Origin of the sequence: Polaribacter sp., from assembly GCF_024639685.1 — a bacterium.
Lineage (GTDB): Bacteria > Bacteroidota > Bacteroidia > Flavobacteriales > Flavobacteriaceae > Polaribacter.
This window is the reverse complement of sequence record NZ_JAHEHX010000003.1, coordinates 300,616-317,339: the sequence shown is the minus strand read 5'-3', so window position 1 is coordinate 317,339 and position 16,724 is coordinate 300,616. Positions and strand designations below refer to the sequence as shown.

Genomic DNA, 16,724 nt, shown 5'->3' with positions numbered 1-16,724 from the left:
ATTTAAAATCAATAATAAGAAAATTTTATAACTAACTAGAAGCATCAGTTATCGTTGAATTAAAAATCAGGACAGAGCAGGATATAATTAAAGTATTAAAAAACTAGAATTGTAACAATAAAACAATATACTAAAATGGAATACCATTTAGGATTAGATATAGGAAGCTCTTCCATTAAAGCAGCATTGGTAGAAATTGAATCTGGTAAAAGTTTAGGAGTTGTTCAGGAACCTAGAGAAGAAATGGGTATGTTCGCTCAAAAAAATGGTTGGGCAGAGCAAGAACCAAACGATTGGTGGGTTCACATTTGCAAAGCAATTACGAACTTAAAAGAACAATATAACATCAATAAAAATCAAATAAAAGGCATTGGTATTTCTTACCAAATGCACGGTTTGGTTCTTGTTGATAAAAAAGGGAACCCGCTTCGTAAATCTATTATTTGGTGCGATTCTAGAGCTGTAGAAACTGGCAATAAAGCTTTTGCAGAAATTGGTGAAGACAAATGTGCAAAGTATTTATTAAACTCACCAGCAAACTTTACAGCATCAAAATTAAAATGGGTAAAAGAAAATGAACCTGATATTTATAAGCAGATCTATAAGTTTATGTTACCTGGAGATTATATTGCTTATAAATTTTCAGATCAAATAAATACTACAATTTCTGGTTTATCAGAAGGCATTTTTTGGGATTTTAAAAATAATTCAGTTGCCGATTTTCTGTTTGAATATTATGAAATAAATCAAAATTTAGTTCCAGATATTGTAAACACTATTGGTTTTCAATCTAAAGTCGATGCAAAAGGAGCTCAAGAAAGTGGAATTGCAGTTGGAACTCCTATTTATTATAGAGCTGGAGACCAACCAAACAACGCATTATCACTAAACGTTTTTAATCCTGGAGAAGTTGCAGCAACTGGTGGAACTTCTGGAGTAGTTTATGCTGTTACAGATAGTTTATCGGTTAAAGAAAGTTCAAGAGTTAACAACTTTGCGCACGTAAACTATCAAAAAGATGCAGCAACAAGAATCGGCAAGTTATTATGTATTAATGGAGCAGGCATACAATATCGTTGGTTGCTTAATAACTTGGCAGTTTCATCCTATGAAGAAATGAACTCATTAGCTTCAGAAATCTCTATTGGTTCAGATGGCGTTTACTTAATTCCCTTTGGTAATGGAGCTGAAAGAATGCTAAACAATAAAGAAATTGGTACTCGAATCGTAAATATGAATCTTAATAATCATCACAAAGGTCATTTATGCAGAGCTGCTTTAGAAGGTATTGCGTTTTCATTTGTTTACGGAATGGAAATTTTAAAATCAGATGGTATTAATCCAACAGTAATTAGAGCTGGAAATGACAATTTATTCCGTTCAGAAATTTTTTCAAATACAGTTGCTACTTTAATAGAACAAGAAATAGAAATTTACAATACAACAGGTGCTATTGGTGCTGCAAGAGCCGCAAACTTACACACAGGAGATTTTAAAAAATTCAGCAAATCGATTATGGATAATAATCATATTATGACATTTTTGCCTTTTGAAGACAAAAAACCATATTCAGAAGCTTACAACAACTGGAAAAAAGAATTAGAATTAATTTTAAATAAATAATAAAAATAGCTTTTGGCAATTAGCCTTTTGCAAAATATATAAACTGCCAAAAAGCGAAATGCGAATGGCAAAAACTCACAATAATGGCAAATAAAGAATATTTTAAAGGAATCAACAAAATTCAATTTGAAGGAAAGGAATCAGACAATCCACTTGCATTTAAATACTACAATCCAGAACAAATTGTTGCTGGTAAAAAGATGAAAGATTGGTTTAAATTTTCAGTCGCCTATTGGCACACTTTCTGCGGACAAGGTTCAGATCCTTTTGGCCCTGGAACTCAAAATTTTGTTTGGGATCAATCTTCAGATCCAATTCAAGCAGCAAAAGATAAAGCAGATGCTGCTTTTGAATTTATCACCAAAATGGGTTTTGACTATTTCTGTTTTCATGATTACGATTTAATTCAAGAGGGTGCAACTTTTGCAGAATCAGAAGCAAGATTAAATACAATTACAGATTATATCAAAGGCAAACAAGCTGAATCTGGCGTCAAATTATTATGGGGAACAGCAAACTGTTTCTCAAATCCACGTTATATGAATGGAGCTTCTACAAATCCAGACTTTAATGTAGTTGCAAGGGCTGGTGGACAAGTAAAATTAGCTTTAGACGCAACCATTAAATTAGGTGGAGAAAACTACGTTTTTTGGGGAGGTAGAGAAGGTTATATGTCTTTGTTAAACACGGATATGGGACGTGAGTTAGATCATATGGCTCAGTTTTTAACAATGGCAAGAGATTATGCAAGAGCACAAGGTTTTAAAGGAACTTTTTTCATTGAACCAAAACCAATGGAACCAATGAAACATCAATACGATTTTGATTCTGCAACTGCAATCGGGTTCTTAAAAGAATATGGTTTAGACAAAGATTTCAAAATGAATATTGAAGTAAATCATGCTACTTTAGCACAACATACTATGCAACATGAAATGGCAATTGCAGCCAAAGCAGGAATGTTAGGAAGTATCGATGCAAACAGAGGCGACTATCAAAATGGTTGGGATACAGATCAGTTTCCAAACAATATTCAAGAAACTACAGAAGCAATGTTAGTTTTCTTAGAAGCTGGTGGTTTACAAGGCGGAGGTGTTAATTTTGATGCAAAAATTAGAAGAAATTCTACAGATATGGAAGATGTTTTTCATGCACATATTGGAGGAGCAGATACATTTGCTAGAGCTTTAATTACTGCGGATAAAATTATGCAATCATCATCTTATAGCACTTTAAGAGAAAAAAGATACAGTTCTTTTGATAGTGGACAAGGTAAAGACTTCGAGACTGGTAAATTAGAATTGTCCGATTTGTACAAAATCGCACAAGAAAATGGCGAGTTAAGTTTACAAAGTGGAAAACAAGAGTTATTCGAGAACATTATCAATCAATACATTTAATAAATAAGATCATTTAGTTTCTTTAGAATAAGTTTTATCAATTAAATAATAATTAACTAAAACACAATATGGGAAAATCAGCAAAATCAGGATATCTATTAAAACTAACATTAGTAGCTACATTAGGTGGTCTACTTTTTGGATATGATACAGGAGTAATTTCAGGAACAGTAGGTTCTTTAGATAATTTTTTTGTAATTCCCAAGGGATTATCAGAAACTGCAGCAAGTGCTTTCAAAGGTTTTTTAGTTTCTAGTGCATTAATTGGTTGTATTGTTGGTGGAATTTTTGGAGGCTTAATTAGTAAAAAAATTGGTAGAAGAAATGGATTAATTTTAGCAGCAATTTTGTTTTTAATATCTGCTTTAGGTTCTGCCATGCCTGAAATGTTTTTAGCACCTATTGGTGAATTAGATCACACCTATTCAACAATCTTTATTCTATACAGAATTATAGGTGGTATTGGTGTTGGTTTGGCATCTATGCTGTCGCCTCTTTATATCGCAGAAATTGCTCCTGCTAATAGTAGAGGTAAATTAGTTTCCTACAATCAATTAGCTATTGTTGGTGGTTTTATGGTAGTTTATTTTGTAAATTATTTTATTTCTAAAACAGGTGGTTCGGATGCTTGGTTGAATGAAATTGGCTGGAGATGGATGTTTGCTTCAGAAATAATACCAGCTGGATTATTTTTAGGTTTATTATTTTTAGTGCCAGATACCCCACGTTCTTTAGTGCTGCGAAATAAACCTGAGGAAGCATTAAGTGTTTTAACAAAAGTGAATGGAGAAGAAAAAGGAATTGTAATTTTAGAGGAAATAAAAGATTCTATGGATGAAAAAATATCCAGAAATCTTTTATCTTTTGGTTGGTTAGTAATTGTAGTAGGTATTTTACTGTCAATTTTACAGCAATTTGTAGGTATTAATGTAGTTTTATATTATGCGCCAGAAATATTTAAAACAATTTCTTCTGGCACAGATACTGCTTTATTAATGACAATTATAGTAGGTATTGTAAATTTCTTATTTACAATTCTAGCTATAAAAACAGTTGATAAATACGGTAGAAAACCATTAATGGTTATTGGTGCATTAGGTATGGCAATTGCTATGTTATCTCTTGGCTTTGTTTTCTTTTCTGGAGCAACAGGATATTTAGCATTATTTTGTATGATGTTATACGTGGCAAGTTTTGCTATGAGTTGGGGACCAGTAACCTGGGTTTTGCTATCAGAAATTTTTCCAAATAAAATTAGAGGTAGAGCTTTAGCTATTGCAGTTGCAGCTCAATGGATTTCTAACTATTTAGTATCATTAACTTTCCCAATGATGAACGATAATTCTTACCTATCAGAAAAATTTAATCATGGTTTTGCATATTGGGTTTATGGAATCATGAGTATTTTAGCTATGCTATTTATTATAAAATTTGTTCCAGAAACAAAAGGTAAAACGTTAGAAGAAATGGAAGAGCTTTGGAAAAAATAATTTTCTTTTAAAAAATAATAAGTTGTTTCAAATAAATCATATTAAAAATCAAAAAACTAATAGTAATGTATTAGAAATATCTAATGCTAAAAATAACAGTTTTGCGAAAATTAGTTTAAATAAAGGTGCAAGTATACAAGAACTCACAATTGGTAATCATTCTATTATTAAAGAAATGAAGTCAATACCATATTCTAAAACATATGCCTCATCTTTGCTATTTCCTTTTGCGAATAGAATTAAAAATGGAACTTACAACTATAAGGCAGAAAAATTTCAATTAGATATAAATGAGATAGAATTACATAATGCAATGCATGGTTTAGTCTACAATAAAACTTTTGAAGTAATTAATGAGAATTGTGATAGAAATTCTGCATCTATAAAACTCGTCTACAAAGAAAAAAACTTGAACAAAGGTTTTCCTTACACCTACTCATTTTATGTAGAATATATATTAACAAATACTGTATTAACTATTAATGTTGAAGTAGAGAATACAAGTTCAAAAAGTTTTCCTTTTACAATTGGCTGGCACCCATATTTTTTTAGCAGTAATTTAGAAAATTCTAAAATTGTATTCGATGCAAAAAAAAAGTTGAAATTAGATGAAAAATGTATAACAGAAAAAGTTATAAATAACATACATTCAAAGGGTTTTACTATAAAAAATATATTTTTAGATGATTGCTATGTTTTAGATGATAACAAAGAAGTTGTCTTTAAAACACCATATTATAAGTTGTCTTTAAATTCATCTGAAACAGATTCTTATGTTCAACTTTATACACCACCGTATAAAAACGCTATTGCCATAGAACCAACAACAGGTGTTTCAGATAGTTTTAATAATGGGATCGGTTTAAAAGAATTATTACCCCAAAGTAAATATATAATTAATTGGAATTTAAAGGTTGAGTCAAATAGCAAGAAGTAAAATATATTTTAATTTCTTTTTGTTTTATTAGTGTTTTGTATTTCTCTATAGTTAGTTGTAAAATTTAAAAATAACAACAAAAGTTGTAACGTACATCTTTTACACAAAATATTAAAACTATATATAAAAATCACGAATACAGCAATACACCACATATAATATAATATTAATATCCATGAAAATATTTATAATAAATTTCAAAAAACAACTATTTCTAATTTTTTTTGCATTCTTTTTTTTATCAGGATTTTCACAAGAAAACGATCCTAAAATATTGGTTTTTAGCAAAACAACAGGTTTTAGACATAAATCCATTCCAGCGGGTATTAATTACTTTGTGAATTTAAAAAATGAGATGAATTGGAACATAGATTTTTCGGAGGATGCAAATGATTTTTCTATAAATAATTTATCGAATTATAATGTTATTGTTTTTTTAAACACCACAGGAAATTTATTTGATAAAAATCAAAAGAAAGCATTTCAAAAATACATTGCGAACGGAAATGGTTTTGTAGGAATTCATGCTGCCTCAAACACTGAAGAGCAATGGCCTTGGTTTACAAATATGGTGGGTGCTACCTTTAAAAATCATCCAAAAGTACAGCTTGCAAAAGTTTTTATCAATAAAGAAATGAACCATCCTGCTGTAAGTCATCTACAAAAAGAAGAAATTTTTAAAGACGAATGGTATAATTTTCAAAAACCTGTAGCGAAACACGTAAATGTATTAGTTTCTGTTGATGAAACTTCTTACAAAGGAAAAAAGATGAATACTAATGAGCATCCTATTACTTGGTTTCACCATTATAATGGAGGCAGAATTTTTTATACAGGTTTAGGTCATACCAATGAATCTTATGAAGATACTCGTTTTAAAGAAATGATAAAAGGTGGAATTCTATGGGCTACAAACTCAAAACAAATAAAAAAACCGTCTGCAAATAAATGGACACACCTTTTTGAAGGAGATTACACCAAAAATTGGGATGTATTTATAGGAGTACCTCATAAAACTATTAAAAATTTAGAAAATATAAATTCTAAAAGTGATGGTAAAAATGGAATTCCTTTAGGTTTAAATAATGACCCTAAAAATGTATTTAATTTTATAACAGAAAATAATGAAAATATACTGCATATTTCTGGTGAAATTTATGGAGCAATAATTAGCAAACAAGAATATGAAAACTATCATTTAAAGTTACAATTTAAATGGGGTGAAGAAGTTTGGGAACCTAGACTTTTAAGAGAAAGAGATAGTGGTCTTTTATATCATTCTTTTGGGCCTTACAGAACTTTTTGGAATGTTTGGATGTCTTCTCAAGAATTTCAGATTCAAGAAGGAGACCTTGGTGACTATTATGGTTTAGGCGGAACATTAATAGAGATTCCTTCAGAAAAAAGAGCAGGAGAAAAAGAATTTAGTTATGTAAAAAGTGGAACGTTACATCCTTTTTCTAGTGCAGATAAAAAAATACCAAATCATGCAAATAAAGGTTTTGATAATGAAAAACCACATGGAAAATGGAATACCCTAGAACTCATTTGTTTTGAAGGAACAAGTATTCATATTGTAAATGGCAAAGTTGTAATGGCTTTGTACAACTCTAAATTTAAAAATGCAAAGGGTAAAACTATGCCTTTAACAAAAGGTCGTATTCAAATTCAATCTGAAGCTGCTGAAGTTTATTATAAAAATATTCAGATAAAATCCATTAAAAAATTACCTAGAAAATTTAAAAGACAATTGTAAAAATAATTTAATAAAAATAAGGTAAAGAACTAATTATTAAATTAAAATCATAACAACTAAATAATTCTTACTACAACAAAGAAAACCTTGTAACTAATTAGAACCAGAAATAGATATTTATGCAAATTTCGCCAGAAAAAATGCAAGAAGTTCTTTATACGCTTTTTGTTAAGTATAAATTTAGTGATAAAAAAGCTAAATTAATTGCTGATGTATTTACCGAAAGCACTTTAGATGGTGTAAGTTCTCATGGCATTAATCGAGTTCCTCTATTTATCGATTATATAAAAAAAGGAATCATTAAAATTGATGCTGAAGCTGAGAAAGTTACTTCTTTTGGTAACATCGAAAGATGGGATGGAAAACTTGGTGCAGGAATTTTAAATGCTACAAAATGTACGAATAGAGCAATAGAATTAGCAAAAGAATATGGAATGGGAATGGTTGCCTTACGCAACACGAATCACTGGATGAGAGGTGGAACCTATGGAAAACAAGCTGCTAATGCCAATTGTATTTCGATTCTTTTTACCAATACCAAACCCAATATGCCTCCTTGGGGTGGAAAAGATAGTAGAATTGGTAATAATCCTTTTGTGGTATCAATACCTAGAAAAAAAGGACATATTGTATTAGATATGGCAATTTCACAATTTTCATTTGGTAAGATTAACGATTATAAATTAAAGGGAGAAAAACTACCTTACAATGGTGGATGGGATGATAAGGATGAACTCTCCAATGATCCTGAAAAGATTTTATCTAAAGAACGAGGATTGCCAATTGGTTACTGGAAAGGTTCTGCGCTTTCTATGGTTCTAGATATGTTAGCCACTTTATTATCAGGTGGAAATTCTACAGCCAAGATAAGCACAAAAGAAATTGAGACAGCAATTTCTCAAGTGTATATTTGTATTTATCCGTCCGTTTTTGGTGATAATAATTTACAAGAAAAACTGATAAGTGAAATTATTGATTACACTCATAATGTAGCGCCTATAAATCCTGGAGATAAAGTTTACTATCCTGGAGAACGAAGTGCACAAAAAAGAGCAAAAAACTTAGAAGAGGGCATCGTTGTTGACAAAAGTATCTGGGAAAAGATAATGATGTTATCAGAAGAATAACAGTAAAAATTCAACTTGCTTTTTAATACAAATATTATGAATATAACACGAAGAAATATTTTGAAGAATTTAGTTTTAGCACCTTTTTTTCTAGGAGCTAACAAACTATTTACCTACACCAAGCCTTTAGAAACAAATACAACATCTAGACTACAATACAGCATTAATGCTTATTCGTTTAATTCGGAACTTAGAAGCGGTGAAATGACTTTTTATGACATGATGGAATACGCTGCTAATATTGGTTTGGATGCAATAGATTTAACAGGTTATTATTTCAGTTCTTATCCAAAAGCACCCTCAAATAAAGAGCTTTTTGATTTAAAAAGAAAAGCCCTTGAGTTAGGACTAGATATTGCATGGACTGGTGTTAGAAATGACTTTGCTACTCCAAATCTTACTAAGAGAAATAATGACATTGAACTGATTGAAAACTGGTTAGAGGTTTCTTCTAAAATAGGAGCACCAATAATGAGGATTTTTACTGGAAGACATAAAAACAAAACCTATTCAAAAGAAGAAGTAAAGCAATGGATGTTGAATGACTTTAAAACCTGTGCAAAATATGGCGAACTTTATGGTGTTATTGCAGGTCTGCAAAATCATGATGAGTTTTTATTTACTAGTGAAGAAGTTATTGAGATGTTGAAAAAAGTAAATTCAGACTGGTTTGGTTTAATTTTAGATTGTGGAAGTTTACCTTCTGACGATACTTATAAAGAAATTGAAAGTCTTGCCCCCTATGCCAATTACTTCTTTGTAAAAGAACATGTAAAACAGAAAGATAGAACTAAAGTTGCAGCAGATTTACCGCGAATTGCTAAAATAATACAATCTAGTAATTATCGTGGTTATGTGTCATTTGAAAGCCTTAAAGAAGGAAATACAAAAGAAATTATAAAAGATATGTTTAGTGATTTTAAATCAGGGCTTAACTAAAATTATTACTCTTTTTAGCTTAAAAATAAAATCGATTACAGAGTAAAAGCTAATTTAAAATCAATTTTTAAACTTAAAAATTTCGAATTCCAGGAACTATTTTAATGTTATAAATTGTTTTGTCTTTACCCCACTTTAAAACGATTAATTTTTGCGTTTTTGTGTCCCAGATAAAATCTGAAGGATTAGAATCCTTAGTGGTTTTATAAACCTCTAACCCAACATTTTTTAACGGATTATAATACATCACAAAATCGTTATTGATGATGATTGAAAAACCATCAGGATAATGCCTGTTTTGCCCAATGAATATTTTAGAAGCTCCTTTAGTATTATCGGAAATAATGTTTAAATCCAATTCTCTTTTTGCGAAATTGAATAAAAAGGATTGAATTTCTCCAGCAATTTCCTGTGGAAAAGGCCTCGAAATAACATCAGTAATATATTTACGCTCTACAGTTCCTGCATCCGTTTTATCACTAAAAATAGACCAAGTAGAAGGTCCTGGTTTTAAAAAATTTTGCATTGTTCTGTTTCCTAAAAACCAAGCTTTTATAGAACCAACTCCCATTTTATCAAACACCTCTGCAGTTCTAACGTACATTTCTCTGTATTTTAATTGCCCCCAATTACCAACCAAAGTTGTGTCTGTTCTTGCAAAGGTTGGAAAACCCCATTCACCAATTAAAATTGGTGCTTTTAACATCTCAGATTCTTTATCAAAACGATCCATATTTTTTTTGATAAAATCGACATTACTTTGATAAATATGTGGAGCAAAAACAACGTTTTTCCTGTTTATAGAAGATGTGATTTCTGCATATTGATTGTTATCTATTTTTTCGCCTTTGTTCATAAAAATAGATTGCACTAAAATCTTTTTATTTGGATTTATTTTCTGGCTCTCATCTATAATTCTTCTGTATAATGGGATTAAATATCTATCAGTTAGATCTTTATAAGAGATTTTCATTTTTAATTTTCGGGGTTCGTTCACAATATCATAACCTAAAACATAAGATTCATCTGCATATCTGTTCCAGATTACTTTCCAAGCATTGATATAGGTTTTGTGCATTTTATCATTTTTATTTTCCCAAAAATCTTCCCATTTTAATTTATCCACCCCATAGACTGTCATTTTAAAAACCGTTTTAATTCCGTGGTTTTTACCCAAAGCAACTAAGGTATCTAATTTGGAAAGGTATTTTGGTTCTAACTTTCCTCCAGGAAACTCACTTAGTTTGCCCAATTCTAAACGTATCACTTGGTGATTAGCACCCATTCTAACCTGTCTTGCATAATCATCACTATTAAAAAAAACTTCACCTGCATGATCATTGGTATTTATCACAAAACCTCTTGGAATCATGTGTTTTCCTTGTTCATCTCTTAAACCATGTTTTATTTGGGAGAATGTATTTATAGATAGGAGAAAAAAAATCGCTATAAACTGTAGTCTAGAAAAAGTCATTTAAAAAATTTATTAAATGTAATTTTTATTATAAAAACATGTATCCTGTGCAGTACTGATTCTCAATAGCTCAAAGTTAGAAATCAAGTACATTAAACAAACAAAAGCCGAAAGAAATTATTTCTTTCGGCTTTCTAGTAAATTAAATGTTTAATTCAGAATAAAATCTTAACGATATCCATTGTTTGATGGATCAGATTTTAATAAATTAGGATTTAATAATTTAAGATTGCTAATAATAATAAAAAATCAAATGCATATTTACTAAATCACTGACTATAAGTCATACAGTGTATTACTGTATTTATCATATAGAATGAATAGAGTAAATATTTTTTACACTAACTGCTTGAAGTACTTTTTTTAGAATCTAAAATAGTATTTGTCGTTAATTAATTTTCAGCAATTTCTATACTAATATCTTTAGTTGGTAAAAAACCTATTCTATGAGCTTTAATAAGAATTTTATTTTCTTTAGAAATAGAAAAAGGTTCTGAATATATTTTCCAACTTTTAGCTTTTTGGTTTGTTTTATAACCAATAGAAGCTCCATTCGTTTTACAAGTAATTACAACTTTATCATCCATAAATTTTACTTCTGGATTTTTAGTAATTGGTTTTTGGGTTTGATTATTCCACAATTTTTTAACCAAATCAGCTTCCGCTAAATTAGGATTGTCATCAATTTTGGCCAACCAACTGTCCATTTCTAAACGTAACTCTTTTAGCTTGTCTCTGTATTTTGGATTATCAGCAAGATTATTCAACTCAAAAGGATCATTTTTACAATCAAATAATTCTTCTTTTGGTTTGTTTTCTCTAAACCATTGTTTTTGAATCTCGTTTAATTTGCCTTGCTTTTTCAACTTTAACAATTCTTGCATTGCAGGTATTTTTTCTCTGTATTCAACTGGTAAATAATATCCTTGCTCTGGTTTATAATTTCTAATGTATTTAAAGTCCTGACTTCTCACTGCTCTAATTACATCCGTAAAACCGTCAAATCTGTCTGCTGCTGCATGAATATATGCACGTGGTTTCTTTGATTGAAATGCTCCTAAAAAAGCTTGACCTTGCATATATGCTGATGGTTTTTCACCAATTAATGAAAGTAATGTTGGTGCAAAATCAACGAAACTAACTAACTGATTAAATTTTGATCCAGCATTTATTTTTTCTGGAAAACGAACAATCATTGGAGTGTTTAAACCAGAATCATAAATTAATCTTTTTTCTCTTGGTAAAGGACCTCCATGATCGCCATAAAACATAATAATCGTACTTTCTAACAATCCATCTTCTTCTAATTGCTTTAAAACTGCACCTACCTGTTTGTCCATTTCTGCAATATTATTATACATTTTCCACAAATCTCTTTGGGTAACTTCGTTGTCAACTAAATAAGGAGGCACCTTAAATTTAGTGTCTTTTGGAATATGAACTGGAGTTTCAGCCTCAGTCATTCTATTTTTTGCGTGCGATTTTCCAAATCCTTTCCACTTATAATTATTATCTCCAGATTTGTAATGTCTTGTTTCTATTTCTCTAAAACCATAAGGTTCAAATAAACCAGACTCGTGTGTTTCTGTAAAATTTACTACAGCAAAAAAGGGTTGATTTTCTCCTCTATTTCTCCAATGTGCATATGGGCTACTTTCATCCCAAGCAGTTACAGGTGCTTTAAATTGATAATCTGTTTTGTAGTTATTGGTACAATAATAACCTTGTTCACGGAGTAATTCGCTAATCATCTTAACCTCAGGTGGTGGAATAGCCTCATATTTTGGTAAACCTGTTACTTCTGTGTATGAAGTTGTTCGCATATGATTTGCACCAAAACTAGAAGGATACATACCTGTTGCAATTGCTGCTCTACTTGGCGCACAAACTCCAGATGTAGAATATAAATTAGGAAAAATCACACCTTCATTTGCCAATCTTGTTAAGTTTGGAGTGGCAACTGTTTCATCTCCAAAAGGTGGAATATAAGGCCCCATATCTTCTGTTACTAACCAAAGAATGTTAAGTGGTTTAGCCCGTTTGTTATCTTTTTTTGGAATTTCACAGGATATTAAAAAAGTAAGAGAACAGAAAATCACTATTAAAATTGATGTACTTTTAAATTTCATACGTTTTATTTAATTTCGTTGAGGAGTAATTCAAAAATAAATTAAACAAAGTTTAAAAGAATCCTGTACTGTTATGAAATCTAAGGTTAGCATTGGTTACTTTGTTTTTAAACTCTGTAATTTTAATATTTAGTTTGTTTCAACGATTCAATTAAAAAAAAAGATGTTTAGATTATTGAAGCTAGTGAATATGATGTTATTATATTAGCTTTGAAAAAAACAAATTTGTAAAAGCAATTAACTACCCTCCTCCAATTTATAATACTGGCATTTTTTTCAAATGTTAACAAACTCTATATTTTTAAATTCAAGATGTGAAAATCCCAAAAAAGGAAAGTAGGATTGTTCTAAATCTAGTATAGTTTTATATAGGATTAGTGTTACAAATGTTAATAAAAGTTTATCACAAGGTATAGTTGAATATGTTAAAACATTCTATTAAATTATATTAATGGAAATCTTGAAAAACCAGGAGATCCAAAAAATAAGAAAAATAAACTTTTCTAATTTAAATGTCTTAATCTGATATTTTTATATTCGATTTTCATAGGTGGTCCAACATGCACTTGGACACCAATAAAGCCTTTCTCACTTCTGTTTTGAGTATCTAAATCAATAACATCGCTCATTAAAACGCCATTTACAAAATGTTGCATATGGTTGCCATTTGCAATAATGTGCATTGTATTCCAATCGTTATTTTTAACGGTAGCTTTTAGCTCCTTTTTATCTCCTAGAGAAGCAACAATATCTCTTGTTTGCCAGCAATTTCTTTTTACATTCTTTCTAATATTTGATAAAGGTATGGAATCTTGCATTTCTTTAATTATCACTTTCTCACCAATATATGCTAAAGTAGTTCGCTTTTTCTCTTCGTAATTTTGGCCTGTATATTTATTTTTCCCATCAATATCAGATTGATAACCTCTTAAAGAAAAAGGTTTATTTTTAATCTTTTCACTCCTATAATTTACACCACTATTTCCTGACGTTGAAATTCTATATTCTAATTTTAACTCGAAGTTTTCTGGCTGTTCTTTTTCATAAATAACAAAAGAGTTTCTTTTTAAAATAGTTTCTGGAGTTACTTCACCAATTAAAATTCCATCTTTTACAGACCAATAGGTCTTATCACCATTCCATCCTTCTAAATTTTTGCCATTAAAAATAGAGTAAAACTCTTTCTTTTTGTTGTCTTGGCAAGAAAGAAAACAAAAGTTAATACTCAATATTGTAATGTAAATTATTTGTTTCATTTTTTAGTCTTTAGTAAGTTTACTTTTCCACCAATTTGCGTTGGGTTTAAAATCTTTAGACAATACTTCTAGTCTGTTTTTCTCTAAAGATTGCAATTTTTGATTTTTGATATTTTCTAATCTTGTTTTTCTTTTATTTTCATCAAATAAAACATCTTTTTCAGGGTATTTTGCACCCACTTCTTTTAACCAAGTTAATAGTTGACTGCTTAATTTCTTAGCCAGTTTTGGATGTTTTTTAACAAGATTTAATTCTTCTTTTTCTGTGGTTGGCAACTTGAATAATTCTTGACGATCATCTTCCCAATAATGAATTAACTTCCAACCATTTTGTTGTATGATAGAAGATGGTTCTCCACCCTGATTGCCATAATGTGGGTAATGCCAATACAGAGGTCTTTCTATATTGATTTCTTTTCCTTCTAAAATTGGTTTTAAACTAATACCATCTCTATGTTGTTTTGGTTGTAAAGAAATATTTGATAAATCTAACAAAGTTGGATACAAATCTGTCTGAACAACAGGAAAGTTTGTTGCTGTTCCTTTTTGATTATACCAAGGGACTTTAATAAAATAAGGCGTTTTGATACCACCTTCCCATTGATATCCTTTACCTCCTCTTAGTGGCAAATTACTTGTTGAATAATTATCTCCAGAAGCTACACCTCCATTATCCGAAGTAAAAACAATAATCGTATTTTTATCTAAATTATTTTGTTTTAACGCTTTTAAAACAATACCAACTGCTTCATCCATCGTTTCTATTAAGCCTCCATAAATTGGATTATCTTGTACTTGACGAATTGGCAGAACACGTTCCATTTTATAGCCCGATTTTACAATTCCTAAACTGTCGGCTTTATCTCTGTATTTATTCCATTTGGTTTCCGTAGTTTGAATTGGAGCATGAACTGCATAAAAAGATAAAAAAGCAAAAAAAGTTGAATCTTTATGATAGGTTATAAAGTTTGCTGTTTCTTTTGCCAAACGAATGGTCAAGTTTTCCCCTTTTTCCTTTTCTTTTAATTTAGGGTTTTTAAAAGGTGAAAAAAATCCTCCTGAAGGACCTCCTCTATGAAAACCTCCTTTATTTATGTCAAATCCGTGATTTTTTGGGTAAGAACCTTCATTACCTAAATGCCATTTTCCTGCAAAAAAAGTTTTGTAACCAGCTGTTTTAAAAGCTTCTGCAATAGTAACATCTTGTTTTGGCAAAGCTTGAATATAATTTGAAGGTAGCATTTTATCAAAGCGATTTCTCTTTCTCCAATCTTCTCCTGCTTTTGCTCCAATCCAATCCGTAATTCCATGACGTGCTGTAAATTTACCAGTCATAATACTAGCTCTTGAAGGACTACAAACTCTACTAGCAGCATAACCTTGTGTGAATTTTGTACTTTGATTGGCGAGTTGATCTATATTTGGGGTTTCGTAAAATTTGCTTCCTGTTACACCTAAATCATGATAACCTAAATCATCAACAAGAATGAATAAAATATTAGGTTTTTTGTAATAATTTTTTTGTTCCTTTTTGCAGTTAAAAAGAAAAATAGCAGTCAGAATTAGAAAACTTTTATACGCCTTAAACAATTATATTTTTATAATTTTTTTGAAGAAATAATTTTTTCTCTCCATATTTGATATAAAATAAACACCCGCTTTTAGATTAGAGATATCAATAATTTCTGTCGATTTTTTATTCTTTACTTTTTTTACAGTTGCTCCAAAAATGTTAGAAATAATAAGGTTTGCATTGTCTGGAATATTTCTAATTTCTATTTTTCCATTTGTTGGATTAGGGTGAATTTTTAGTTCATCTTTATTTAAATTACTTAAGGATAATGAAGCATCATAACAAGTAGATTCTGGATTATTTAAATTGAAGGCTACACTGTCAGAAACACTAGTTCTACGTAACACCATTTTGTCCATAAAAAAGAAACTTGATCTTGCATCAACAATTATAGAATAATTACCAGGTGTATCAAAAGTTGCCCAAATAAATCTAAAAGAATTACCATCATTCGTATTCGTTACAAAACCCCAACGTTCTTCAACAGGTTTATTTATCGGATGTCTATTCATAAAGGCCTTAAAAAAACCATTAGTACTTGAACCTTCAGGACAATCTCTATCTGGATTACTAGTACAATCTGGTTTTGGTTCTAGTGCAGGTGTAGCAGTTGAACTATTTTGACTTGTTGCATAAAAGTCATCAGCTTCTATTTTAAGCCAAGCATCATTATGTTCTCCTCCAGAATCACCAGCACCAATTCGTCCACGCCATGCAAGTCTGTATGTACCAGGATTATTGATTTTTATATTGTACGTTATTGAAGTTCCTGTTAAAGAACTGAAAGACTGTGCCCCATCCCAATATATATAATTTATGGTAGCTCCTGATAAATTAGGATCGTCTTCACTACCAGTTTTCCAGTCTGAACCAGAAGGTAAAATACCAGATTCCATTTCTATTGTTAATATACCGTCTTTTTCTTCAAAAGGAAGTGAACCATCACAAGTTGCTGTTTGAGCAAATGATTGAACAGAAACTATTAAACTTACAAGAAGAATTAAGTATTTATTTTTCATT

The 16,724-nt window shown here is 30.2% G+C and carries 12 protein-coding genes; 7 read left to right on the top strand and 5 right to left on the bottom strand.

Features of this window, described 5'->3' with window-relative positions:
* The first annotated feature begins 135 nt into the window (after positions 1-135).
* From Q0L44_RS03605 to Q0L44_RS03575, 7 genes are all read left to right on the top strand, one after another.
* Positions 136-1,623: an FGGY family carbohydrate kinase gene (locus tag Q0L44_RS03605; RefSeq protein ID WP_296635392.1), complete on the top strand. Its 1,488-nt coding sequence runs from the start codon at positions 136-138 to the stop codon at positions 1,621-1,623.
* Positions 1,624-1,706: 83 nt separating this feature from the next.
* On the top strand, positions 1,707-3,023 hold the full coding sequence (gene xylA, locus Q0L44_RS03600) for a xylose isomerase (protein ID WP_296635389.1): 1,317 nt from the start codon (positions 1,707-1,709) through the stop codon (positions 3,021-3,023).
* A 68-nt stretch (positions 3,024-3,091) separates the two neighbouring features.
* On the top strand, positions 3,092-4,513 hold the full coding sequence (gene xylE, locus Q0L44_RS03595) for a D-xylose transporter XylE (RefSeq protein ID WP_296635387.1): 1,422 nt from the start codon (positions 3,092-3,094) through the stop codon (positions 4,511-4,513).
* A 22-nt stretch (positions 4,514-4,535) separates the two neighbouring features.
* Positions 4,536-5,450 (top strand): aldose 1-epimerase, encoded by a 915-nt coding sequence (locus tag Q0L44_RS03590; protein WP_296635382.1) that lies wholly within the window; start codon positions 4,536-4,538, stop codon positions 5,448-5,450.
* 175 nt (positions 5,451-5,625) lie between these two features.
* Positions 5,626-7,206, top strand: a complete 1,581-nt coding sequence (locus Q0L44_RS03585) for a ThuA domain-containing protein (RefSeq protein ID WP_296635380.1) — start codon at positions 5,626-5,628, stop codon at positions 7,204-7,206.
* Between the two features lie 119 nt (positions 7,207-7,325).
* Positions 7,326-8,333 carry a 3-dehydro-L-gulonate 2-dehydrogenase gene (gene yiaK / locus Q0L44_RS03580; protein ID WP_296635378.1) on the top strand — a complete coding sequence of 336 codons (1,008 nt, stop codon included), beginning with the start codon at positions 7,326-7,328 and terminating at the stop codon, positions 8,331-8,333.
* Positions 8,334-8,369: 36 nt separating this feature from the next.
* Positions 8,370-9,272 (top strand): sugar phosphate isomerase/epimerase family protein, encoded by a 903-nt coding sequence (locus Q0L44_RS03575; RefSeq protein ID WP_296635375.1) that lies wholly within the window; start codon positions 8,370-8,372, stop codon positions 9,270-9,272.
* Between the two features lie 73 nt (positions 9,273-9,345).
* Here Q0L44_RS03575 and Q0L44_RS03570 read toward each other — a convergent pair whose 3' ends face one another.
* The 5 genes from Q0L44_RS03570 to Q0L44_RS03550 all read right to left on the bottom strand — a co-directional run bounded on the left by Q0L44_RS03570 (position 9,346) and on the right by Q0L44_RS03550 (position 16,723).
* Entirely contained in the window at positions 9,346-10,746 is a 1,401-nt protein-coding gene (locus tag Q0L44_RS03570) for a cellulase family glycosylhydrolase (RefSeq protein ID WP_296635372.1), read from the bottom strand.
* A 392-nt stretch (positions 10,747-11,138) separates the two neighbouring features.
* On the bottom strand, positions 11,139-12,875 hold the full coding sequence (locus Q0L44_RS03565; protein ID WP_296635370.1) for a sulfatase: 1,737 nt from the start codon (positions 12,873-12,875) through the stop codon (positions 11,139-11,141).
* Positions 12,876-13,378: 503 nt separating this feature from the next.
* Positions 13,379-14,131, bottom strand: coding sequence for a DUF1080 domain-containing protein (locus Q0L44_RS03560; RefSeq protein WP_296635367.1), 753 nt, complete (start codon positions 14,129-14,131; stop codon positions 13,379-13,381).
* Between the two features lie 3 nt (positions 14,132-14,134).
* The gene (locus Q0L44_RS03555) at positions 14,135-15,721 is read right to left on the bottom strand and encodes a sulfatase (RefSeq protein ID WP_296635365.1); all 1,587 of its coding nucleotides are present in this window, start codon (positions 15,719-15,721) and stop codon (positions 14,135-14,137) included.
* Positions 15,722-16,723: a T9SS type A sorting domain-containing protein gene (locus Q0L44_RS03550; protein ID WP_296635362.1), complete on the bottom strand. Its 1,002-nt coding sequence runs from the start codon at positions 16,721-16,723 to the stop codon at positions 15,722-15,724. It lies immediately after the preceding gene.
* Position 16,724 lies beyond the last annotated feature (1 nt).